Source organism: Mesorhizobium sp. WSM4829 (assembly GCF_055811475.1).
The window spans coordinates 25,132-47,851 of the sequence record NZ_JBVVQJ010000039.1 but is presented as its reverse complement, the minus strand read 5'-3'; the positions used below and the strand labels follow the sequence as shown (position 1 = coordinate 47,851).

The window sequence follows — 22,720 nt, the reverse complement described above, 5'->3', positions numbered from 1 at the left end:
CGCGCTCCCCGAAAAAGAGAGGGCTTCGTGCCAGATATGGCTGCCATTCCGTTTGCGACAGAATCACCGAGCCTCCATCATTAAGTTCCGCCAGTTCAGCGGAAGGCCGACGCTTTCGCGCTCGCCGGAGCTGACCACTGCATACATTGCGCGATTCATACTTGGCACGGCGATGGGCAGCACGTGCAGAACAGCGAGCAACAAGAAGAGTCCGCATGTAGCATTGTTCCACAGTGGGACAGGAATCCACGCTGCGATAAGCAGAAGAACTGCCATGAGCGGAACGTCGTAGGAAAGCGGAACGCCGGTGAAATACCCTTTTGTGGACATCCCGAAATTGCTGAAATAACTTAATCGCAAAGCACCAGCGAGTATTAGAGCGAGCCCCGTTACAAACGGCAAGACACCGCCTGTTCCGATTTGCATGAGTACCGCAGCCGGAATGACGGCGCCGTACAGGAGATCAGCAAATCCATCCAGACTCTTCCCCATACTGGCCGTCTCTGCTGACCGGTTTTTCGTTCGCTTCGCGACCACTCCGTCGAAATGGTCTGCTAAGACCGCCCAGAGCGCTGCTGCGATTGCAAGCTCCGGTTTGCCCGATTGCGCAAAATAGAGCGCGGTTCCTGATGCCAGGAGGCCAAGCATCGTGATCTGGTTTGCGCGGTCTGAAAGATAGATAATCATTGGAAGCCGTCCGATCCTATCTCGACGCGATTTGATGCCGGAGAAGGCGATCCGCATAAGGGTGAGAATATGTTCTCCGCAGTCCTTAGATCGGCCTCGCTGTCTATCTCGTACCATCGCAGCTCATCGCAGCGGGCAGCCGCAAGCCGGAGGCCGCGGCTTTCGATAAGATGAGCAAGAAACTCCTCCATGTAAGCCTTGATCGCACCGGAACCGATGAGATCATCAAGGGCAGGCACGATTATCGTGCGCAGTGTCGCGTCGGAGAAGCGCATGAGATTCACTGTCTTGAAGAGAGCCGGGCCGCCGGAAACCAGGTCCGCAGCTGTTTGTTTAAGCCGAAACTCGGAAATAAATCCGCCTTCGGACAAAATTACTGCAGAGCCCTCCATCGACGGATGGAAAGGCGCTACTGCGGCTGAATTCGCCGCGTCATCTATCGTCAAGCGCCGAAGCGCGTCTTCCTCAAAGAAGACGTCGCCCTCAAGAAGATAGCAGTCTCCCGAGAGTAACGCGTCGCGTGCCAGCCAGAGTGAATAGGCGCTGCCCGTGCGGTCGAAGACCGTCGACTCGACATAATTGATATCGAGCCTACCGAAGCGTCGGCCGCAGGAATATTGGATCGCGTCTTTGCGATAGCCGACAACGATCGTCACCTCCCTTACGCCGACTGCCTCGAGGTTCTGCAAGGCGTTGTGAAGGATCGGCGTGCCGTTGACTTCGACCAGCGGCTTCGGCCGCAGATCGGTGAGCGGACGCAGGCGCGAGCCAAACCCGGCGGCAAGAATCACCGCCTCTCTCGGACCAATTGCAGTCATGGGTCTAAGCCCTTCTATTTTGCTTGCTGCGACGATTCTTTCGGTTCCAGCCGTTAAGGACGCCGACCACACGCTCGAGGCCCACCTCGAGTTGCTTCGGCGGAACGCCATAGGAGAGCCTGAGCCCCATGGGATCGCCGAAGGCAGTGCCTGACACGCCGGCCACGCCGGCTTGGGCGAGCAGCGCGGCCACGATGTCGTCGGCTGTCCTGGCGTCATCATTGGCGAGCGTCGGCCGCAACAGGCCGGACAGATCGAGATAGAAATAGAACCCGCCCTGTGCTTCAGGTATCGGAACGCGCTGCAGCTCGGAGAGGGCAGTAAGCCCAGCCTGCCGCGCCGCCGTCAATCGACACTTGAGCCGGGCCTCAAAGGCGCCATCTCCCTCACGGAGGTGGTGCAGCACTGCATGCTGGGCAACGACATTCGGGTTCGATGTCGTGTGCGACTGAAGCGCCTTGACAGCCGAGATCAGTTCTTTCGGCGCAGCGAGATAGCCAACGCGCCAGCCGGTGAGGGCCAGGCTTTTGGAGAAGGCATTGACGATCACCGTCCGGGCCCGGACCTCGGGGGTCAGTGACACAACCGGATGATGCCGATGGCCATCATGGGTGAAAGGGCCGTAACATTCATCGAAGATGATCCAGAGGTTTTTATCCATCGCCAGCTGGGCGATGCCCGAAAGAGTCTCCGCGTCGTAGACGGCGCCGCTGGGGTTGGCGGGCGTGTTGACGACGATGGCCCGGGTCAGCGGCGTGATGACGCGTTGGATGTCGTCGATCCGTGGAACGTAGCCGTTTCCTCGCGTGTCGATATGGACTGGGGTGCCGCCGGCGATCTGGATCTGCGCTGGGAATGTTGTCCAGTAGGGCGCGGGAATGATGACCTGGTCGCCGGGATTGATCAGCGTCATCGCCACGTTGAAAAGAGCCTGCTTGGCGCCGTTCGTCACGGCGAGCTCGTCGGCCCGCCAAAGCTGCCCCGTCTCGACCGATACCTTCCGTGCCAGCGCCTCGCGCAACTCCATCGAGCCGATGGTGTCAGTGTAGCGGTTCAGGCCTTGTCGAATCGCCTCGATCGCTCCGTCCCGGATCGTCGGTGCCAGATCGCTCCAGATCTCGCCGGCCGTGAGATCAACAATCTCCATCCCGGCATCGGCGGCAGCCTTCGCCGCGGCGCGGGCGGCCGCGGTCCCCGACGATTTAAACAAGTTTGTCCGTTGCGCCAACATGCGCGTCTCCATCCATTCTTTTCGAAGGAACCTCTCGCTGCGGTCCTTGGCCGTCCACTGCCCGCGGAAGGTATTTTTCTTCTGCCGCTGAGAGCTCGCTGTAGTTCATCAGTTCGAACAACTCGTCGAGCGTCGCGATTTCACCTTCGATACCTGCAATGCTCTCTTCCTGGATGATTCGGTCGCACACCTGACGCATTGCCGAGATCGCCGCGCGCAGGTTGTGGTTGGCCCAGATGACCGTGGAAATGCCGACCGCCCGATAATCGGCAACGGGCGTACGGTGGTATTTTGTCGGTACGATCACGACGGGCAATCGGTTCTGCCAGGCTCGCGTGAAGGTGAAGATCTCCTCCGCATCGGACTTGCAGGAGTGAACCAGGATCGCATCGGCGCCAGCATCCGCATAGGCGTGCGCTCGTGCAAGCGCCTCCTGCTGACCGTATCCGGCGATCAGCGCCTCGATTCGAGCGACGAGAACGAACTCCGGATCCGGAACCTGGTCCTTGACAGCCTTCAGGCGACCGCAGAACTCGCCGATCTCCGCCAGCGGATGGCGGTCGCCGACGAAGGAGTTCATCTTCGGGAACGCCTTGTCTTCAAGGCAAACGCCGCTCGCGCCGTGCTGCCGCAGCTTGCGAGCGACCAGACGGGCATTGTTGAAATTGCCGAATCCGCTGTCTCCGTCGACGAGGATTGGAATTTCCGCTGCGTCCGCCATCCGTTCAACGACGTCGACCACCTGGGTCCAAGAGGCCTCGTTCGCATCGCGGTAGCCGAGGCTGGAGGAGATCGAGAGGCCGGATGCCCAAAGCGCCTTGAAGCCGGACCGCTGCGCGATCGCCGCGGAGAGCGCGTCATGCGCTTCCATAAGGAATGACGGTCCGTCACGGATGCAAATGAGATCACGAAGCGTAGAGACATCTTCGCTTGTATTGCCGCCCGGATTCCGCAGGTGACGCCCTTTTTGCGATAGTGAACACACCCGACGCAGATGTGGCATGCTGCTTTCCTCCCTTCGTTCCACCGATCGCGATATCACCACGACGTCACATCGGTCGGCAGCTCTGCCGCCATCTAGAAGGAAGCATCAAAAGTCGTGCCAACTGAGCAGGAAAGCCTCAGAAAAAGTGTTCTCGATACTATTCAATAACTTGAATGATGGTGAGAGCAGGAGCCAAGCCGAACAACCTGTGTCGCTCACTCGACAACCCGGCAGTAGTGTCGGTTGCCCACCGCCTTCCCAGTTCCCAGGCCCTGATGCCTGCCTTTTTTGCTGCCGGCTCGTTTCCTCGGCGGCATCCAGAATGGCCCGGGTCCGGCGCGGCACCGCTTGGCCAAGGGCTGGCACTTCAGGGGCTGCGCATCTCGGCGACCTCGCGCATTTCCGACAGATCGAATGACGGAGCGTCTTTCGACCTCCTAGCCCTCGCATGGAAAATATTGATCTTTTTTCGGTCCCTGTTACTCAGTTTGTTACACAGCAACACAAGCTCCGTTTCCAAGTAATCTATTCAGAGCAACGCTCCTATCGGCGGTCCCAGTAGCCGGCGCAATCGCGCCGATAACCTCGACAATTGGGGCATGTAAGGGTATTCCGTTGAGCCCGAAATCGCTGTCATAGTTCACGCGCACATGCTCAAAATCCCGCAGACGGATCTCCTTGAAAAAGGCTCTACTGCTTCGCGCGAGCGCCTCGAGCTACCAGCCAAACTCTCTAGACCGCGTTGATGCCCCGAAAAGAGCAGAGGGAAGCGGGTAGATGGCCGCTTTACGCAGCATTCTGGCGCCAACGCTGATATCCAATATCCGAAAAACGTCCGTTTTGTTCATCATTGCCCGAAGCGGTGAACCATTTTCCTTGCCTTACCGGCAGGCATCATCTTTAAGCACTTGACCTTCAGACGGGCTCCCGTCAACTTCCTGATCGGGGTGGGAATCTTGGCAAGTTCCGCAGTATCTTCAGTATCGGATGCGTCGCGTCCGCAACTTTTCGGTCAACTTGGCCCAGACATCTTCACGGTGTTTTCTGGCGGGAACCGGCTGCTATATGAGCGTGCGATCCTCGCCGTCTACGACGACTTCTACCGGTCCGACCTCCTGTTCCCGACCGAGGCAGAGGTAGTCGGCGTGATCTACAACTGCATCACGAGGGAGCCTAGCCTCTGGGCCGAGGACGAAGCCGCCGTCGATCTCGACCGCCTCGTGACGCGGACCGGTCGGCGGGTCAGGCGTCGACGCGTCCTAGGCGTGGACAATCAAGCCACCGGGACCGCGATCAGCCAGTCCCGGCACATCTACAACCGGATGCTGCAGACGGGATGGCTGGACGAGGCGAGCTATGGCCTCAAGACAACCGTAGAGATGCCGTCCGGAGCGATGCGTCTCGCCGAATTCCTGTGCTCCTTGAAGGAGGGCGGCGCCGAGCAACTCGGCGGCCTTGTGGTGGAGGTGAGGAATGCGATCCGTGCGGTGCGGGAGAAACCGGCGGAGAACGCTCTCGGCCTCAACAAGGCCGCCCATGACTCGGCACGTTTCGGACGCTACATGAGAAGCGTGCTCGCGGCCCTGCGGGAGGTTGATCGGCAGGTGCTCTCCTCGGACACGCTTGCCGAGCGGCTGCGACACTACTTCGAGGACTTCGTCGAGCGGGTGCTCCTGCGAGATTACACGTCCATCTCGACCACGGCGCATCCCTATCGGCATCGGCGGACCATTCTCGCCTCGCTCGACGAGTTGGAGGATTCCGAGATTGACTTGGCCGCCGTAGCCGACGCGTATCTAGAATCCCGGCTCGTTCCCGATGGGCAAGCGGCGCGCGACCTCGTGCAGGAGGACCTGTTCCGGATTCGCCGCGTGTTCGAACGGATCGAGGAATCCTTCGAGGCGATCCAGCAGCACCGGTCCAGGCTCGAGACGCGGCTGCGTAACGTGGTCAGGTACGCAGGGCGCCGGACCAACTTCCTCCAACGCAGCGAGCATGTGATCCAGGGGCTCGACGATGCTCTCTCGCGGGGCATGGACGATCTTGCGGTACGAGGATTGATTGAGCCCCGGATGACCGTGGTTGCGCCCGAGCTCCTCGCGAAGCCGCGCGGCTCGCGGCCGGAGATCGCCGACGCCGACCTTGCCCTTCCGCCGCCAGATCCGATACGCGAATTCAGGCGTCAGCTCGAGCGGGAATACTTGGATCGCCTGACCATCTCGCCGGCAAAGGTTAGCCGTTTCCTCGAAAGACGGGTACGGCCCTTTAGCGAGACCACGGCGGCTTATTTGAGAATCGAGACCGTCGATGATTTCCTGGCCTTCGAAGCCATCCGAGTGATGGTCGCCGGCGGCCTCGGTGCCGACGCCGACTCGCGGCTCGCGAAGACGCTTAAGGACCGGTTCGAGTTCGTGGTGTCCGACGACGCAGTGTCAAACGAGTGGCTGGACTGCGGCGGCTTTCATGTGAAGCGCCTCGACGACAGCATCACTCTCGAGGTCGGGCATGCTGCTTGAGTTCAACGCCCTCGAAAACTCGAACCCGCGCGGTTTCCTAAAGGTCACGCAACTCATCGCACATCTGATGCGAAACCAGTTCGTCCACGTGGAAGACCGTGGGGCCGCGACGCTGCTGGAAACGCTGCACCGGTCGGAACTCGCAAAGCTTGTCGAGGCTTACTTTGATGTTGGCGGCTACCGTCTCGTCCACCGGGAGACCGAGGGCTGGGCGGGGATCTTGCCCGATCCGGAGCGCACGGCGCTGCCGCGGCTGCGCATTGATGAGACGATCGCGTTACTCATCATGCGACGGCTCTGGGAAGAGGCACTCCAACTCGGCGAAATCTACACCAACGGAACCACCCGCACGACACTCAACGAGGCGTATGCGGCCTATCAGGGGATAGTCGCCGGCAGCCGGCGCGCGGCGCTTGCGCCAAACGAGTTCCGCGACGTGCTCCGGATGCTCGAACGCAAGGCGATCGTTCGCCTCGGTGAGTTCGACGCGGACGCGCAGAATATGGATCTCGACATTCGCGCGCTCGTCACTAGCGTCGCCGGCGACGACTTCGTCGCGTCGCTCGAGCAGATCTTGTCGCGTCCAGTCGCCACCACGCCCGACGCAGACGATCAGGTCGTGGGAGGCGAGGCATGATGGAACTGCGGCGCATCGTCCTAGTGAACTGGCACATGATGGTACGGGCCGACCTCGATCTGGCCGGCGATGCGGCCATCCTCGGCCAGAACCGATCCGGCAAGTCCACAATAATCGATCTGATACAGGCGATCATGGCCGGCGGTTCGTCGCGTCTGTACCGGTTCAACCGGTCCGCTGGCGAGAGCAGCGGCCGTTCGGACCGCACGCTCGGGGGCTACTGTCTCGGGCAACTCAACCAGGACATTTTCCTCAGGAACCAGGCTAGAAGCCACATCGCGCTTGTCTTCGAGGACACGGAAAGGCGGCGGATGCCTGTGAGTCTCGGGCTGTCCATTGAGGCCGCCCGCGGACAACAGACAGAGGTACTGGGACGGTTCGTCGCCGAGGGTATTAGCGTCGACACCTCGATGCTGCTGGATATCAGCGAAGACGCGTCCCGGCCGACCGTGTGGCCTGTCGTCCGCCGTCGGCTCGACCAGGCCTGCAGTGAAATGGGCGGTCAGCTTCTCACGCCGGACGACGCCAAGACGTTCATTCGCGAGTACATGCGCGCGCTGTTCACAGGGCGCCGCGCGTCGGATCCCGAGCGGTTTGTCCGCACTTTCGTGGCCGCGCTTTCCTTCACGGACATCTCGTCTGTCGAGCAGTTCGTGCACCGCTACCTGCTCGAGCCCAAGCCGATCGACATCGCCGAGCTACGCGATTCTATCCGCCGCTACCGCGAGATCCAGAAGACCATTGCCGACCTCAATCGAAGATTGGAGGCGCTTCGCGCAATCCGCGCCCAGATAGAGGAATTCGACCGGCTTCTCGCCGAGGAACTTACCTGCCGCGCGATTGGGAGGACCGCCCTGCTGGTCGAAGGATTCGCCAGGCTGTTGACGAATATCGGTGAAAAAAGGTCGAAGGCGCACGAGATTCACGTGGTCATGGAGGATTTTGCGCGGATAGAGGAAGAAATGGAACATCAGACCGAGGCGCTCGCATCCGTCCAGCGACAGCTCGCTGCGACCGGCGCGCAGGGACAACGCGCCATCGTTGAGCAGGAGATTAGAGGGCTGGAGCGGGACCATGCGGGCGTCATGGAGCGCCTCCTGACTCGGCACCTCAGCGCTGCGCGCGCGATCCAACTCCTGGATTTGCGCGACAAGCTGAGCGTCATAAACCCAGGCGAATTGTTCCGTGCGCTCGAGCGCGTTGAAGAGGCCAGCCGTGGGATCGCGCCGCCCGGTTGGCCACGCGATCCGGCGAAGATGGACCAACTGCTGGGTGCAGTCTCAGAAGCCGCGAGCGCCCGGATGGAAAAGGCGACCGACCAACGAGACGAGGCCATCGTCTGGGTCAAGCAACTTGAGGCTGAGGCAGCCGAGGATAGCAAGCAGCTTGCCAACGCCAGACGGGGACAGATCACCCTTAATGCCGCAACTTCGAGACTTATGGAGGCCCTGCGACGCGAAGGCATGACGCCACGCACACTCTGTGAAGTCGCTGACATCGTCGACGAACGGTGGCGCAATGCGCTAGAGGCGCTGCTCACCCGCGACCGCGAGGCCATTATTGTTGATCCAGAGCACGCGTACCGTGCGACCGAGATCCTGCGGCATGGACGCGACGCTTATCCGGGATGCCGCGTAGCCAACACCCGCAAGCTCCAGTCGAGATCCACCGTGCCCGAGGGCGGTACGCTAGCTTCGATGATCCGCAGCGACGATAAGCTGGCCATGGCGTTCGTAGTCTTCAGGATAGGCAACGTTCGGCTTGCGGAGAACCAGGATGAGCTTCTATGCAGCGGCCGCGCAGTAATGGCCGATGGTGCGTATTACGACGGCCTGATCACCGAAATGCGCCGACCGGACGGCCTTAAGATTGGGCGGGCTGCGGCACCACTGATGGAGACCACGCTCCGGGAGCGGATCGAACAGCGTTCGCAGTTTTTGAGGATTCATCTTGAGAAGAAACGCTTCTTCGAGGACGCGATGCGGCGGCTCGAGGATTGCAGCAGACCGGTCGATGAAAAAGACAAGTTGGAAGCGCTCACATTGGCGCTGGGGGATCTGGCAGACAGGCGTGCCGACGCGCGGCGCCGACTCGATCGGATATCGGCCCAGGTCGACCCTGAACTACTCGACGCGGAGAAGCGGTTGCAGGCCTTATTGAACAGCCTCAAGACAGATCGCGATGAACTGATCGATAGTCGCGCGTCGCTCAGAACGAAGATTGAGGAGGTCAAGGAGAGGCTGGGCGCGGGCGAGCAGAGCGTCGGCTCTTACCTGTGCCTCGCCCATCGCCGTCGACAGTTCCGCAGTGTCGTGACCTCCGCGGCACAAATGCGATCGCTCCGACAGCGATATAGGGGGCATCCCGCTAGAAATCCGGCCAGGATTGCTTCCGACATGGAGAAGGCTGCGGACGATGCGAAGCAGGGGTATCGAGAGCTCAGTCACGACATCAGGGCGGCCCTTGGGAGGTATGCCATCGACTTCCCCGACGCACTCGAGGGCTATGCGGACGTGCCGATCATCGGCACGGTGAAACCGTGGGTGTCAGACGGCATTGCGATGCTGGAAGACAACGAACTCATCCGGTACCGCGAGCAAGCGGACGAGGCGGCAGATCGGGTTTCACGTCTCTTCAAGACGACCTTCATTCATGAGCTGAACAGCCGCTTCGGGCAGCTTCATTCGGAGATGGAGAAGCTTTCGGCGGCGCTCCGCACACGCCCCCTTCACGGTGAGATCTATCGTCTGGCGGAGCTCGTCAAACCGGAGTTCGACGACCTCTATCATCTCGCCAAGGACAGTGAGGCCGACGAGCGCGTGCTGGATGCTCTGTTCGGCCGGGCCGAGCCTCGCGACGAGCGGCACGCGCGGGCGCTCAGGCAGATAGAACAGCTTCTCGCCGACGAGTCCTTCGACTTTACCATCTTTCAGGACTACCGCAGCTATTTCACGTACGATCTCAGGATGCGCGACGTCGCCACCGGGCGGACGACGAGCTTCGACCGCCGACGCGGCGTGGCCAGCGGTGCCGAACGCCAGGTGCCGTTCTACGTCGTCATCGGAGCGGCCCTCGCCAGCGCCTACCACGGCGTCCGCCAGGCAACCGCTCCAAGCGATCTTGGAATAGGGCTTGCGGTGTTCGACGAGGCCTTCAGCAAGATGGATGGTCCCAACCAGCGGACGCTGCTCGAATTCTACCGGGCGATCGGCCTTCAGGTCGTCATCGCCGCGCCGACCGAGAAACGCGCGGTCGTCTACGAGAACCTGGACTACATCATCGACGTATTCCGCAGCGGCGACGTTTCCCTCGCCGAATCCATCCGGGTCAAGGACCGCGTCCGCGAGGAGATGCGCGCCATCAACCCCCAGCACGCGACGGATGACGAACTCGCGGAGCGGCTTGGTCTCGAGGCGAAGGCGGCCGAATGAGACGGCGCGGGTTTTCGACCGTCATTTCACTCATCGACGATCTGCTCACGCGGCATGAACGCAACCCCGCCGTGCGAAACCTGATCGCCTTGATTGACAATGACGGCTTCGCCAACATGGACCTGCGGGACGCCTTCGATGAGGAACTCGCAGCGTTAGAGCGAGCAGGCGGGATCGAGCTGGTCCAAACCGGCCCGAAGACGGAGCGTCGGGTGACCGGTGCAAGGCTGAAGGATGCCGGGGTGCTCTACCGCAAGGTCGAACGACGGCCGGCTGGCGAACTGGCATACCGAGCCGTCTCAGAACTGCGGTCGCAGCCGGGGCTGCCGGCCGGCGCCGCCAGTTTGATCGATGACGCCGTCGCGGCCTGGACGCGGGGCGTTTCCCACATCGGAATTCGGAATGGAGACGGGCGAACGCTTGCAAACGTGATCGGCCTCGCCATCGCAGCACGCGGTCGCATGTCGGGCGATCCGCAGGGGGAGCAGGACTTCCGGACGTTCTCGCGGTTGACGGTCGGCGACAGTAAAGCGCTGGAGAAGAATGTTCGGCAAGTCGCCGCAGCAATGGCGAAGATCTTCGTGGGCATGGAGGAGCAGACTCGCCTCGATCCGGAGGAACTGCTTGCCAGCGCCGGTATCAGGCGGTTGCCGCAACCAATCCTGCTGCACGGTGACGTATCGCTGGACGGGCGGTCCTTTCCGGCGATGCCCTATGTCGGAATACCTACCGACTGCGCCGGCGGGATCAGTCTCCTGACGAAGCCCGACTACGTCCTGACGATCGAGAACTTCGCGTCATTCGTCCGGCACATTCGGGAGGTCGCACGGTCCGAACGGGCCCTCGTCATCTATTCCGGTGGCTTCCCTTCGCGACCGACGCTCGCGACGGTCACAAGGCTGGCGGCCCAAGCGCAGGTGCCGACGTTTCACTGGGGAGATATGGACGCCGGAGGGGTCCGAATCTTCCGGCACCTCGAAAGACATCTTGCCGGTGTCGACATTCCGCTGCGCGCCCATATGATGAACGTCGAACTGCTCCGCCGCTTCGGGAGACCCGCACCGGGTGTGGCCGGTCCTGTCGGCGACATGCTCGCAAGCGCGATCGCGGGCTTGGCGGACCTCCTCACCACGAGTGGTCTCGTGCACGAGCAGGAGGAGTTCGATCCCATAAGCCCGATCACGGAGACTCTTGCTACTGCGGAGCTCGGAAAAAGCTTCTAACGCTTGGGTGAGGAGGTGACGGCTGGGGCCGAACGACGGCGCTTCTGCTAAAGTGCCCGACAAATCTCAGGTGGCAGAATGGACGATCTCTCATGGCAAGATCTGCGCCACCTACTAGATAGCCAATTCAGCGGTAGGACTGGAAAATTGGCTGAATTTCTCATTCGCGACATGGTGAAGTTGTTCCGGGATGATCAGTCGCTACGGGAGCATCTAAGGGCTGCAATCTACGATCCAGATACATTCGCTAACATCCGGGATTTTCTAGCTCTGAAGAGATAGACGGAGATGACCGCGGGATGCCATCAGAGCTGGTAGGCGGCACGGATCCGGTCTGCAACATCCTCTCGCGTCATATTCACCTTAAACTGCTCGGGGTTATAATCGACCTCCGCTGTCGCCAGCTCGACGAACGCCCGCATGTCTTTTGCAACGGTCTCGGGCAGCGGATAGCTGGCTTCGGGGCTTAAGACTTGCAGCAGCCGTGCCACGTCGTTGCGATGTTTTTTGATGTTCTTTTCGTCAACCTTGCCGCCCGCATCGCGCTCCCAGCTAAGGTCGAGCCACGCGCGGGCCTTGAACGGGATGATCGCTGCCTCGTTGAGCACCGGGATGCCGCCGGCATCGCGCACCATCGACTTGAGAAAGGCGTAATAGTCCTCGTCGAGCAGGATCGCCGACAGACTCGCGGCCGCTTCGTCGATAGGAAGCGGCGTAAGATGCGAGTCCTCGGCAAGCGTCAGCCCTTCGGGCGACCGCGAGAACAGCTCGAGCATGGCAGGGAAATCTTCGGTCTTCGGCTTCTGGAAGCGGTAGAGGACTTTCTCCCCCTGGCTTCGCTCTCTGATCTCGTACCCACCGTGCTCGACAAAGGCCCAGAAGCGCTCCGCGAAGGCAGCGTCCAGCGCCTCGACGATCAGCACGATGTCGAGATCCTTGGTGGCGCGGAAGTCCAGGCCGACCTCGTTCATGATAAGCTCGCAGGCGGCACCACCGATCAGCACATATTGATGTTCATGGCCCGCGAAATGAGCGCGGAAGCGGTCCACCCCGATCACCATTCAAACCTCTCCAATAGTTCTTCCGCCGCTTGCGCGACGCGTTCGTCCGTGCTCCCCCGAACACTGAGATACAGCGAGAGCCGATCTATGACAGCATCCCGCGCGAGGATCTGCGGGTCGTAGGTCCAGGTCTGAATCTCTAACCGGTCGTCATCGAACGCCGTGGCTGGGCTGAGTGCGAGCCTCTCCTTGAGGCGCTTCCAACGCATCGACAGAATGGCGCGCGTCTGGACCCTTGGCGCCGCCAACATGGTGTAGCGGGCAAGCGCGCTCTCGCCAGCGAGCGGTGCGATTTGGTTTTCGACCCGGCCACTAACAAGGCGAACCTTGCGCACTGGGGATTGCAACCGCTCTTGGATTGCCTCCCATAGTTCGTGACCACCCAGAAGCATGTGCAGACGGCGTTGTCGGCCGACATGGCGAGCCTTTGCAAGTTGGAGTGCCTCAAGCTCATCAAGTGTTCGGCTTATGCTCATGATCGACACATGGAGTCGCTCGGCAAGGTCGGTGAGGTGTTCCTCCTCAAGGGCGATACCCTGCAGGACCGCGAGGAGCAACAATTGCGTAGTAGGGCTGATCTGGTCTGCGGGGGCGATCGCGGTCGTCCGCGCTCGCTCGCGCAGGTCGAGCAATGCTTCCGGGACATAAAGCTGCGCACCCGGCGCGATGAAGCCGATCTGCCGCTCCACCATCTGGCGCCGGACGGCGTTCGGCACATGGTCAAGCAGCAGCAGAATGAGATCGACGCCAAGTTGGCGACGGACAAGATCACGATGCTTGAGGTAATCCGTTGTGGCGCCTTGCCGGGGTTCGCAAATCGCCATGACAACCAGAGTGCGACCGTCCAGCAACCCTTCCCACAACATGTAGCGGTCAAGCACGAAGTGTGGGACGTTTGTAGGCGCTATCGGCGTGAGTTCGAGCCGCCGCCCGAAGGCGTGCTGGACATACGCTTCCGCCGCCTGAGCGAGCGCTTCTAACCGCGCGGCAGGAATTCTTTCTAACACCATGCCCCTATTTAACAGCGCTTCTGTTAAATGTACATGCACTGTTAGGTATGGGTCGCTTTCTACGACACCGGCTCAAGAGAGAATAGGATTTCGACAAATCAGCCGGATCGGGCGCAGTGGATGATCGGCTGGAACGAAATCCTCCAACCGCTTCATCGTGAACAGCTGCTCCATGAACACATCGCTCCCGCGCATCGAACCGCTTCGCCAAGGTGGATCAGTAGTCTATGTTTGGCGTAGGTATTTCAGCAGCGTGCTAGGCGCCCGCCGCCACGTGCGGGCGACGCCGGCATCAACCGGCGGGCAGATGCGCCGAGGGCAACAATCGCGCCTGACGCAGCGCCGCCAGATCAGCCGAGCCGGTGCAGAAGCAGGCGACGGCCAACTGGCGGATGACGATCTCGAAATGTGCGACAACCGCCTCGGTGGACACCGTCGCCGCGCGCAGCACGCCGGCCGCCTGCCCGGCGATGTCCGCGCCCAGGTGGATGGCCTTGGCCACGTCGACGCCGTCGCGGATCCCGCCCGACGCGATCAGCTTCACCGTTGGCAGCGCCCGACGTACCGCCTGCACGCTGGCCGGGGTCGGAATCCCCCAATCGGCGAACGCCATCGCCACTGCACGGTCGGCGGCATCGCGGGCGCGCTCGCCCTCCACCGCGGCCCAACTGGTGCCGCCGGCGCCGGCGACATCGATCACCGCCACGCCCGCCTCGACGAGCGCACAGGCCACCGAGGCGGACAGGCCCGCCCCCACTTCCTTGGCCACGATCGGCACGCCCACGCTGCGCGCGGCGCGAGCGATCTGCGCCAGGACGCCGCGCCAGTCGCGGTCGCCCTCCGGCTGTACCGCTTCCTGCAGCGGATTGAGATGGACGATGAGTCCATCGGCCTCCAGCGCATCCACCGCCCGGCGCGCCAGGTCCAGGCCGTCGGCCTCGCGCAGTTGCGCGGCGCCGATATTGGCCAGCAAGGGAATGTCTGGGGCCAGGCGGCGCAGCGCGCGCGTCAGCCCCTGTAAGTTGCGGGATTGCAGGCTCACGCGCTGCGAACCGACGCACATGGCGATCCCCAAGGCTTGCGCTGCTTCGCTCAGATGCCGGTTGACGGCCTCGGCGCGTGGCATGCCGCCGGTCATGGAGCTGATCAGCAGCGGCGCGCGCATGGTCTTGCCCAGCAGCGAGGCGCGCAGGTCGATCTGCGTCAAGTCCAACTCGGGCAATGCGCAGTGTTCGAAACGGATGTACTCCCAGCCGGCGACCGTGGCCGGCGCCGTTCGCCGATCCAGCACGATGTCCAGATGGTCGTCCTTGCGCCGGCTCAGGGCGGTGTCGCTCATGCTCGCTCCATCGTCCCATCGGGCGACGGCGTTGCGTCGGATCGGACCGACGGCAGCGCGCGCACGCCGCCGTCTCCCGCGCGTTCAGGCCGGCGCACGCTGGCCTCCCCCGCAGCGTCGCTGTGGTAGCGGCTGGTCGAGGTCTGGTAGTACTGCGCGCGGATGGCCGCCATGGCCTCAATCAACCGTCCCCACGGCGCGGGAAAGCGTTCTTGCGCCATCACCCGGTGCAGCATGCGCGTATGGCCGGCCAGCTCGTCGTTGAGGAACTCCACCACAGGCATAGCCGGATAGCGCTGCAGCAGCAGGATCGCCGCGCTGTCGGCCTCGCCGGCCGACCTGTCCTTGTCGCGTCCATGCAGATCGTTCTGCAGGCGCCCTATCGCGGAGATGAGCCGCAGGACCTGGCGAAACGCCGGACGCGCGCGCAAGGTCGCCATGTCCAGCCCCCACAGCAACGACAGGCAACAGAACACGTTCGCGTAGGCGATCGAATCGATGCCGTTGTGCAGGTACTCGGCGTAGGACCAGCGTTCCGCCCCTGCCGCCTGCGCGGGTCCGGCGTGCAGCGCCGCGCAGTAGCACTGGGTATCGTCGAGAAGCTGAGCATAGTCGCGACGATCGTAGGCGAGCGCGGCCAACGAAGCGCGCAGCACAGCGCAGCCCTCGAATCCGGGGAGCACGCACGGTACGCCCCGCCCCAGCGCCTGCTCCACCGCGGCGAGCTGCTCCGGCGCGATCAGGCCAAGGTCGTTGCAATCGTCGAGCCAGAACAGCAGCGCCAGTTCGCGATAGAACGCCACGATCAGCGTTTCGTCCTGCGGATCGCGGCCGGTGCGGGCGCTGGTGTCGCGCAGGCTCGGTTGGATACGCTGCAGGATGTACTGGCCGCCCCTGACCGCTTCCACGGCATGCTCGTCGGCGAACCCGGTCAGGGAACGCCCCCACTCGAGCACCTGCTGCAGCGCGCGTTCGGTCTGGATCATGGCGTCGCTCCTGGTCCCTCGGCCAGGACGCGCCGCCCCCAACGAAGCGCCAGCAACAACCCAGCAAGTTCGGCCACGCGCACGACCCGGGTGGGGCAATACAGTTCCTTGCCGATCCACAGCGGCGTCTGCGGCAGTGCATGCGCCGAATGGCGGGCGAGCATCCACTCCAGCGCACGCGCCACCGCCTGCGCGATGCGCCGGCGCCCTGTCGGCTCTTCGCTCCCGTCCATCACGTGCAACGCGAACAGCGCATAGGCGGTTTCCTCGAATGTGGACGCGCGACCGGTGCCCCAGCCGCCGCCGTCGCGTTGCGCCTGCAGCAGCGCCGCCAGCGCGCGCTCGTCGCGCCACTGGGGGTTGCCTTGCGCCAGCGCAGCGACCGCATGCGCGGTGGGATACAGCCACGAAACGTGCCATTTCTCGTTGTCCCATAGACCGTGCGGGTTGCGATTGGCCTCGACGTAGGCGCTGGTCCCGGCGGCGGGCTTTCCCAACAGTCGCAACGCATGCAGGGCATGGATGTTGGTCGACACCGAGGCATTGCGCTCGCCGGGGAAGGTGACGAACAGCTCGCCGATTTCGAAATGGCGCAACGCATCGACCGCCGGGTCGCGGCCTGCAAGGCGCAGGACGCACAACGCAACGGCGGTGTCGTCCGCATCGGCCGCGAAGTGCAAGGCCGGGCCCAGACCGCGCACGCCCAGGCGGGCGTCGAGCTGCGCGACGATCACGCGCACCGCCTCGGCGAGCGCGGGATGCGCGAACAGCCCGGCCAGATGCAGGGTGTACAGCGACCAGCATGGCTCGAACACATTGATCGGCCAGACGTTGGGCACGACACCTTCGATGCCGCTGCGCGTCGCCCGCGATGCCGCCTGCAGATACGCGTCGGCGCGCCCGACCTGCGGCATGCTCCCCTGTGTCACGGCGTGCGCACGCCACGCGGCGGTGGCCGCCGGACTGATGCCGATGCTGCCGTCGTCATCCGGGCATGCGGTGGTCGGCGACGTCCCCCAGGCTTCCCAGGAGTGCAGCAACGGATGGCCGCTCGGCAACGTCGCCGCCGCCCCCAGCTTGACCAGGCACGCTTGCCGCAATGGCAACAGCGCCGGGTGGCGCGGAAACGCCGCGCCGCCCATGAAGGATGCGGCCTCACCGCACAACTGCGGCAGGATCAGCTCCGCGCCGATCGGCGCGTCTTCCGGCACCGCATGCGCGTAGGGATCGGGCTGGCGCTCGAGGAACCGGGTTGCAGCCTGGACTGCGTCGGCAGCGCCGGGAAGAGGATCGGCACGCTGCAATGCCAGCAACGCCGCCCACGTGGGCGCATGGCGGAACAGCGGGAAGTCCGCGCTTCCCCATCCGCCATCGGCCTGTTGCTGCGCGATGAGCCACGCGTATGCGTCCTGCCGACCGGTGACGTTGCCGTGGAACTGCAGAGCTCGCGCCGTGTCGTAGACGGACGGACCGACGCTGCCACCGTCGCTCATCTCGCTCAGCAGGTGGCGCAATTCGGAAAGGATCTGTTCGGACAGCGCGTTCAAGCGGGATGTTCCTTCTGCAGAAGGTTGGCGAGAACCAGGATCGGGCAGACGCCGGGCACGTCGCCGCAGGCCCGTCGCGGCCCGGCGCACGGGCAGCGCCGGACGGTCGCCCTGCTCCGGCGCGGCGACGCGCCCCGATGCTGGCGCCGGTCCGACGCGTGCGCCGCGGCCGTGCTGGGCAACCGCTGCGATCGGCACCGCGGACTCGGACACAGTGCAGCATGCACCGCTGCCGCCGGCCGATCGCAGCAGCACAGGGGCGACTCCATGCGGACGCTCATGCGCAAGGCGCGTGCTTGAACAGATACGCGTTGGCCCGCTGCAACATCTGCGCCAACCGTTCCGCACGCGGCCCCATCGGGGCGATGGCCTCCCCGGCGTCGCGCAACAGATCCAGCGCGAACTGGCGCGCTGCCTGCAGCCCCATGATCGACGCGCAGGTCGGCTTCTGCGCCGCCGCGTCCTTGCCGGGGGTCTTGCCCAGCATCGCAGTATCCGCTGTCGCGTCGAGAATGTCGTCGACCACCTGCAACGCCAGGCCGAAACAGGCGCTGTAGCGATCGAGCGTACAGTACAGCGCAGCGTGCGCGGCATCCTCCGCGATGGCGCATAGCGCGCCCATGCGAACGGACGCGCGCACTAGCGCTCCGCTCTTCATCCGGTGCATCGCCACGATCCTGTCCAGCTCGACGTGCTTTCCGACCAGCGACAGATCCATGGCCTGCCCGCCTGCGGCACCCTCGGCGGACACCGCCTGCGCCAGTTCGCGCACGAGCGCGATACGGTTGTGGCCCGGCGCATCCAGGCTCGCCAGGGTCAGGAAGGCGTGCGCCTGCAACGCATCGCCGACCAGGATCGCAGTGGCTTCGCCGAACTTGACGTGCACGGTCGGAAGGCCGCGGCGAAGCACGTCGTCGTCCATCGCGGGCAGGTCGTCGTGGACCAGGGTACAGGCGTGCATCATCTCGATGGCGGCGCCGACGTCGTCGAGCATGTGCGCCGGCGTGTCGGCCAGTGCGCCGGCAGCCAGACAGAGCAAGGCGCGGGTGCGCTTCCCGCCATGCAAGGTGGCATAGCGCATCGCCGTCATCAGCTCGGTCTCACCGTCGTCTTCGGCGCAGAGAAGACGCGCCAGCGCCTGTTCGACCCGCTTTGCACCGTCCTGCATCCAGATCTCCGGCAGCAGCCTGCCGGACGCGCCGCGCGCCTGCGCGCCCAATCCGCCGAGCGAGGAAACGCCAGTTCGGTCGTCGTGTAGCGTGGAACCGGTCTGCATGTTGTTCATGTCCTTGTACCTGACACGGCCACGGCGAGCGCCGAGCCGCCGCGGTGTTGCCGGTGTCGCACCGAGCGCGCGCGCCGAGGCAGCAATGCCGGGCGTCGCCGGCGCCGCTGCCTCGCCACACGGGGCGTGCGATTCCAGCTCATGAGAATCCGATGCGGATTGTCATGGACGGATGTGCGGTCGGGTAATAACGCCGGCCCTTTTCGACGCCGCTCAGCAACCGCGGCCGCACCCCAGCCTTGTGCATGGTCAGCGCCAAGGCGACGGAGAACTGCACCAGTTCCAGCCATACCAGGTGGTAGCCGATGCAGACGTGTGGGCCGGTACCGAACTGCAGCATGTCCACCGGCCGGATCGGCTCCGTGCGTTGCAGCCACCGCGCCAGGCGGAACTGATCAGGCGCCTCGTGCAGCAGCGCCGAGGTCGAGAAATGCAGCAGCGGGATGCACAGATGGGTGCCCGCGGGAATGCGCCGTTGGCCGAGCTGCAATTCCTGCAGCGCGCGACGCGGCAGGACCGTGGTCGCCGGATGCACGCGTAGCGTTTCGCGGAACAGCGCCTCGGCGACCGGACACTGCGCCAGGTCCGCGTGCCGGGTCGGCACCGCGCCCACGCGTTGCGCCTCCTCGACCAGGGCGTCCCACAGCACAGGCTGCCGCGCCAGCTCGATCACCATCCAGGCCATCGTCGAGGCGGTGGTGTCGTGACCGCCAAGCAGCAGCAAGCGGATATTGGCGACCAGGACGTCATCGGAGAGCGCATCATCGCTGCGATCGAAGGCGCTCACCATGTCGTTGATCAACCCGGTTCGCGCGGCATGCGCGCGCGCGTCCCGGACGAACTGGCGCAACTGCGCGTCGATCCAGTCGCGGGCTGCGCGGCCGCGCCGCAAGGGCAGTCCGGGCATGTCGATCGGGGGCGCGACGATCAACTGCAGCAGTTGCCGGTACTTGCGATGCCATCCCGGCAGGTCGTTCGCGGGGATTCCCATGAGGCTGAAGATGAGCTTGAGCGTCAGATCGCCGGTTTCGCGCAGGATGGTTACGTCGCCGCGGTCGCGCCACGCCTGCACCCGCGCCAGGATGATGGGCGCGAACAGGTCGCCGATGCCGGCCTGGGTCAGCCCCTTGGGCAGGAACGCCGCCTTGATCGCATCACGCGCCTGCCGGTGCGCGCCGCCGTCCTGGGCGACCAACGTTCCGCGAAGCAATTCGGGCGCGATCTCTTCCATCAGCGCCGAGGACACGTCCTTGTGCCGGAGCAGTGCGAACGCATCCAGATCCGTGCAGGTCATCAGGTGGCCGGCAGGGCCGAAATCCAGCCAGAAGTGGCTGCCCAGCGTCCGTTCCGCGCGCCGCAGCAGGCGCGGCAGGTCGCAGACGATGGCGGGAAGATGCCCGACGAGGGGGAAAGCGCCGGGCACGACCGGGATGTCGTACCGCAGCCGGTGCCGACGGTCCAGCGGGTTGAGCAGCATGTCCATCAGCAGCGCGGCGCCGCGGCCGCTTCGGCGATGTCGCCGGCAGGCCGCGTGGCGCGGCTGTTGCCACCGTCGGCGTATGTCGGCACATGCGCCAGCATGCCGCCGTCGATGCACACGACCTGGCCAGTGATGAACGCAGCATCATCGGAGAGCAGGAAAGCTACCAGCGCGGCCACGTCCTCGGGGCGGCCGACGCGCGGCAGGAGCTGGTGCCGGCGCAGATGCCGTTGCATGCACTCGTCCAGCTTGGCGAGGAGACGCTCGGTCATGATGAGACCCGGCGCAACCGCGTTGCAGCGGATCTGCGCGTGACCGTACTGGGTGGCGAGCGAGGCCGACAGCATGTTCATCGCCGCCTTCGACGCGGCGTAGGACGTCTGCGCGGTGTCACCGCTGAGCCCCTGGCACGACGACATGTTGACGATCGCGCCACCGCCGCGGGCGATCATCCGTGGGATGGCCTGCCGGCAGCAGAGCAGCGTGCCGCGCAGATTGGTCGCCATGATCTGATCCCAGACCGCCAGGTCCAGGTCGAGGATCGCGTGGTCGCGCGGGGTCAGATGCATGGCGCTCGCGTTGTTCACCAGCAGGTCGACCCCACCTAAGTGCCGCTCCGCCGTCTCGAACAGCGCTGCCACCGCCTGCGCATCGGCAATGTCCATGGCCAGGGCCAGCGCGTGGCCGGCTTCGGCCGCGATCTGCGCGGTGCAGGCGATGGCCGCCGAGCCATCAATGTCGGCCACCACGACTCTGCCGCCCTCGCGCGCGAGGGCGAGGGCGCATGCCTTGCCGATGCCGGCGCCGGCGCCGGTCACCACGGCCACCTTGCCTTCAAACCGTCCCATCGTGTCCTCCTGGATCGCGTTGGTCTTTCGCGGCATGCCGATAGGCCTCCGCCGGAGAAGGCGCAGGGTTGGCGCTGGCGCGCTCGCCATCGCCAGAGTCGCTTTCGATGACCCGAATGGCGGCGACCGGGCACTGGCTGGCCGCGAGCCGCACGGCGGCGTGCAGCGCCTGCGGGACCGTCACCATGCACACTTCAGCCACGCCGTCCGGTTCGCGCTGGCGAAAGGTCCCCGGCAGCGTCAGCACGCACTGCCCGGTGGTTCCGCACAGATCCTGGTCGACCACGACGCGCATCTCAGCCCCCCTGCGCATGCAGCCGCACCGGCAGCGCGCGGAACGTCCTAAGGAACGCGGAGGGCTCCCGGGTCGGCTGCTCGGCCAATGCCAGCGTGGGGAAGCGCGCCTCGATCCGCGGCAGGCTCTCGGCCAACTGCACCCGGGCCAGTTGCGCACCGAGGCAGAAGTGGATGCCGTGACCGAAGCTCAGCATGATCTTCCCGTCGCTCGACATGCCAGGACTGGTGCCATAGAACCGCACGGGTTCGAAGCGGTCGGGATCGGCGAAGGCATCCGGGTCGCGATTGCCTGCCGCGATCAGCACGCGCACGTCCGCGTTCTTCGGAATCACCACGCCGCCCAGTTCGATGTCGCGCTGGGCGATCCGCGGAATGGAGCTGAACATGGCGGGCGCGTCGCAGCGCAGGACTTCTTCCACGAATGCCTTCACCCCCACGGCGTCTCCCTGCAGCCAGTGCCGCTGTTCGGGATACGCCAGCATCGCCAGGACCGCATGGTCGATGGTCGCAGCAGTGGTGGCGAAGCCGCCCAGCAGCATGCCCCACAACATGCTGATCAACTCCGCATCCGACAGCGTGTCGGCATCGTCGTCGTGTGCGCCGACCAGCATCGACACGATATCGTGGTGGGGGTCGGTGCGCTTGCGCTGTATGAGGTCGCCGAAGTAGGCCTGCACCTTGTCGCTGGCCGCGTCCGCCGCGGCGAGCTGGGGATCGCTGGCGTGCGGGCTCAGGCCTTCCAGAATGGGGCCGATGCCGGCGGCGAGCCCGAACATGTCATCCTGGGGCATGCCGAACAGTTCGGCGAAGACCAGCATGGGCAAGGCCAGCGCGAATTCCCGATGCAGGTCCACCGCCTCCCCGCGCTCCAGCGCGGGCGCCATGCCGTCCAGGCGCGCTGCGACGATGCGCGCGATACTCGGCCGCAGGTTGTCGATCTGGCGCATGGTGAAATCGCGCGAGATCAGCCGGCGCAGACGCGTATGCGTCGGGGGGTCCTTCATCGCTAGCGTGGACGCCAGCAGATTGAGCGACAGGCTGGTCGCAGCACGCGGGAAATAGCGCGCCAGTTCGCCCGGCGCCGGTCCCCGAAACGCATCGCCCGTGGCCTTGAGCGCCCAGCAAATGTCGACGTGGCGGCTCAACAGAAAGAGGCCCGACGCAGCGCGATGCACCGGATCGTGCTCGCGCAACCACCGCATGAACGGATACGGGTCGTGGATGCACGCTGGCGACGCCAGTTCGGCGAAGGCGTCCCGGCATGCTGCTGTGGTTTCCTGCACGTCCATCCTGGTTACCTGTTGGCTGGCTGATCTGACCGGTGCGCACCCAGGCGCGC

Annotated in this window: 17 protein-coding genes and 1 pseudogene; 4 read left to right on the top strand and 14 right to left on the bottom strand. The window is 64.2% G+C overall.

What is annotated here, in order from left to right; genetic code table 11:
- Positions 1 to 63: 63 nt before the first annotated feature.
- Genes AC0L17_RS28055 through aepX form a run of 4 tightly spaced genes read right to left on the bottom strand, consistent with a single transcriptional unit; the run spans position 64 to position 3,739 of the window.
- Positions 64 to 687, bottom strand: a complete 624-nt coding sequence (locus AC0L17_RS28055; RefSeq protein WP_473482949.1) for a CDP-alcohol phosphatidyltransferase family protein — start codon at positions 685 to 687, stop codon at positions 64 to 66.
- Positions 684 to 1,505, bottom strand: a complete 822-nt coding sequence (locus tag AC0L17_RS28050) for a phosphocholine cytidylyltransferase family protein (protein ID WP_473482951.1) — start codon at positions 1,503 to 1,505, stop codon at positions 684 to 686. Before AC0L17_RS28050 ends, AC0L17_RS28055 begins: the two co-directional genes overlap by 4 nt.
- 4 nt (positions 1,506 to 1,509) lie before the next feature.
- The gene (locus tag AC0L17_RS28045) at positions 1,510 to 2,736 is read right to left on the bottom strand and encodes an aminotransferase class I/II-fold pyridoxal phosphate-dependent enzyme (RefSeq protein WP_473518163.1); all 1,227 of its coding nucleotides are present in this window, start codon (positions 2,734 to 2,736) and stop codon (positions 1,510 to 1,512) included.
- On the bottom strand, positions 2,708 to 3,739 hold the full coding sequence (gene aepX, locus AC0L17_RS28040; RefSeq protein WP_473518162.1) for a phosphoenolpyruvate mutase: 1,032 nt from the start codon (positions 3,737 to 3,739) through the stop codon (positions 2,708 to 2,710). Before aepX ends, AC0L17_RS28045 begins: the two co-directional genes overlap by 29 nt.
- A 938-nt stretch (positions 3,740 to 4,677) precedes the next feature.
- On the opposite strand from aepX, the gene AC0L17_RS28035 reads away from it, so the two are divergent.
- The 4 genes from AC0L17_RS28035 to AC0L17_RS28020 are packed head-to-tail and all read left to right on the top strand — an operon-like array spanning position 4,678 to position 11,528.
- On the top strand, positions 4,678 to 6,237 hold the full coding sequence (locus tag AC0L17_RS28035; protein WP_473482522.1) for a Wadjet anti-phage system protein JetA family protein: 1,560 nt from the start codon (positions 4,678 to 4,680) through the stop codon (positions 6,235 to 6,237).
- Positions 6,227 to 6,874, top strand: coding sequence for a DUF4194 domain-containing protein (locus AC0L17_RS28030; protein WP_065010983.1), 648 nt, complete (start codon positions 6,227 to 6,229; stop codon positions 6,872 to 6,874). The genes AC0L17_RS28035 and AC0L17_RS28030 overlap by 11 nt, the downstream gene beginning before the upstream one ends.
- Positions 6,871 to 10,305, top strand: coding sequence for an SbcC/MukB-like Walker B domain-containing protein (locus tag AC0L17_RS28025; protein WP_473518161.1), 3,435 nt, complete (start codon positions 6,871 to 6,873; stop codon positions 10,303 to 10,305). The genes AC0L17_RS28030 and AC0L17_RS28025 overlap by 4 nt, the downstream gene beginning before the upstream one ends.
- On the top strand, positions 10,302 to 11,528 hold the full coding sequence (locus AC0L17_RS28020) for a Wadjet anti-phage system protein JetD domain-containing protein (RefSeq protein WP_473518160.1): 1,227 nt from the start codon (positions 10,302 to 10,304) through the stop codon (positions 11,526 to 11,528). The genes AC0L17_RS28025 and AC0L17_RS28020 overlap by 4 nt, the downstream gene beginning before the upstream one ends.
- 305 nt (positions 11,529 to 11,833) lie before the next feature.
- On the opposite strand, the gene AC0L17_RS28015 is transcribed toward AC0L17_RS28020, so the two are convergent.
- The 10 genes and pseudogenes from AC0L17_RS28015 to AC0L17_RS27970 all read right to left on the bottom strand — a co-directional run bounded on the left by AC0L17_RS28015 (position 11,834) and on the right by AC0L17_RS27970 (position 22,670).
- Positions 11,834 to 12,589, bottom strand: a complete 756-nt coding sequence (locus tag AC0L17_RS28015) for a hypothetical protein (protein WP_065010987.1) — start codon at positions 12,587 to 12,589, stop codon at positions 11,834 to 11,836.
- On the bottom strand, positions 12,583 to 13,599 hold the full coding sequence (locus AC0L17_RS28010; RefSeq protein ID WP_473518159.1) for a hypothetical protein: 1,017 nt from the start codon (positions 13,597 to 13,599) through the stop codon (positions 12,583 to 12,585). The genes AC0L17_RS28015 and AC0L17_RS28010 overlap by 7 nt, the downstream gene beginning before the upstream one ends.
- A gap of 292 nt (positions 13,600 to 13,891) precedes the next feature.
- Positions 13,892 to 14,938 carry a type 2 isopentenyl-diphosphate Delta-isomerase gene (gene fni / locus AC0L17_RS28005; RefSeq protein WP_473518158.1) on the bottom strand — a complete coding sequence of 349 codons (1,047 nt, stop codon included), beginning with the start codon at positions 14,936 to 14,938 and terminating at the stop codon, positions 13,892 to 13,894.
- 84 nt (positions 14,939 to 15,022) lie between these two features.
- A pseudogene (locus AC0L17_RS28000) lies at positions 15,023 to 15,924 on the bottom strand (terpene synthase family protein).
- Complete coding sequence (locus AC0L17_RS27995; protein WP_473482512.1) at positions 15,921 to 17,471, bottom strand: hypothetical protein; 1,551 nt, start codon at positions 17,469 to 17,471, stop codon at positions 15,921 to 15,923. The pseudogene AC0L17_RS28000 and the gene AC0L17_RS27995 overlap by 4 nt, the downstream one beginning before the upstream one ends.
- 277 nt (positions 17,472 to 17,748) lie before the next feature.
- Complete coding sequence (locus tag AC0L17_RS27990) at positions 17,749 to 18,747, bottom strand: polyprenyl synthetase family protein (protein ID WP_473518172.1); 999 nt, start codon at positions 18,745 to 18,747, stop codon at positions 17,749 to 17,751.
- 148 nt (positions 18,748 to 18,895) lie between these two features.
- Positions 18,896 to 20,239, bottom strand: coding sequence for a cytochrome P450 (locus tag AC0L17_RS27985; RefSeq protein ID WP_473518157.1), 1,344 nt, complete (start codon positions 20,237 to 20,239; stop codon positions 18,896 to 18,898).
- Positions 20,239 to 21,084, bottom strand: coding sequence for an SDR family oxidoreductase (locus AC0L17_RS27980; protein ID WP_473518171.1), 846 nt, complete (start codon positions 21,082 to 21,084; stop codon positions 20,239 to 20,241). Before AC0L17_RS27980 ends, AC0L17_RS27985 begins: the two co-directional genes overlap by 1 nt.
- Positions 21,071 to 21,379, bottom strand: a complete 309-nt coding sequence (locus tag AC0L17_RS27975) for a ferredoxin (protein WP_473482508.1) — start codon at positions 21,377 to 21,379, stop codon at positions 21,071 to 21,073. Before AC0L17_RS27975 ends, AC0L17_RS27980 begins: the two co-directional genes overlap by 14 nt.
- Position 21,380: 1 nt before the next feature.
- The gene (locus AC0L17_RS27970; RefSeq protein WP_473518156.1) at positions 21,381 to 22,670 is read right to left on the bottom strand and encodes a cytochrome P450; all 1,290 of its coding nucleotides are present in this window, start codon (positions 22,668 to 22,670) and stop codon (positions 21,381 to 21,383) included.
- Positions 22,671 to 22,720: the final 50 nt, after the last annotated feature.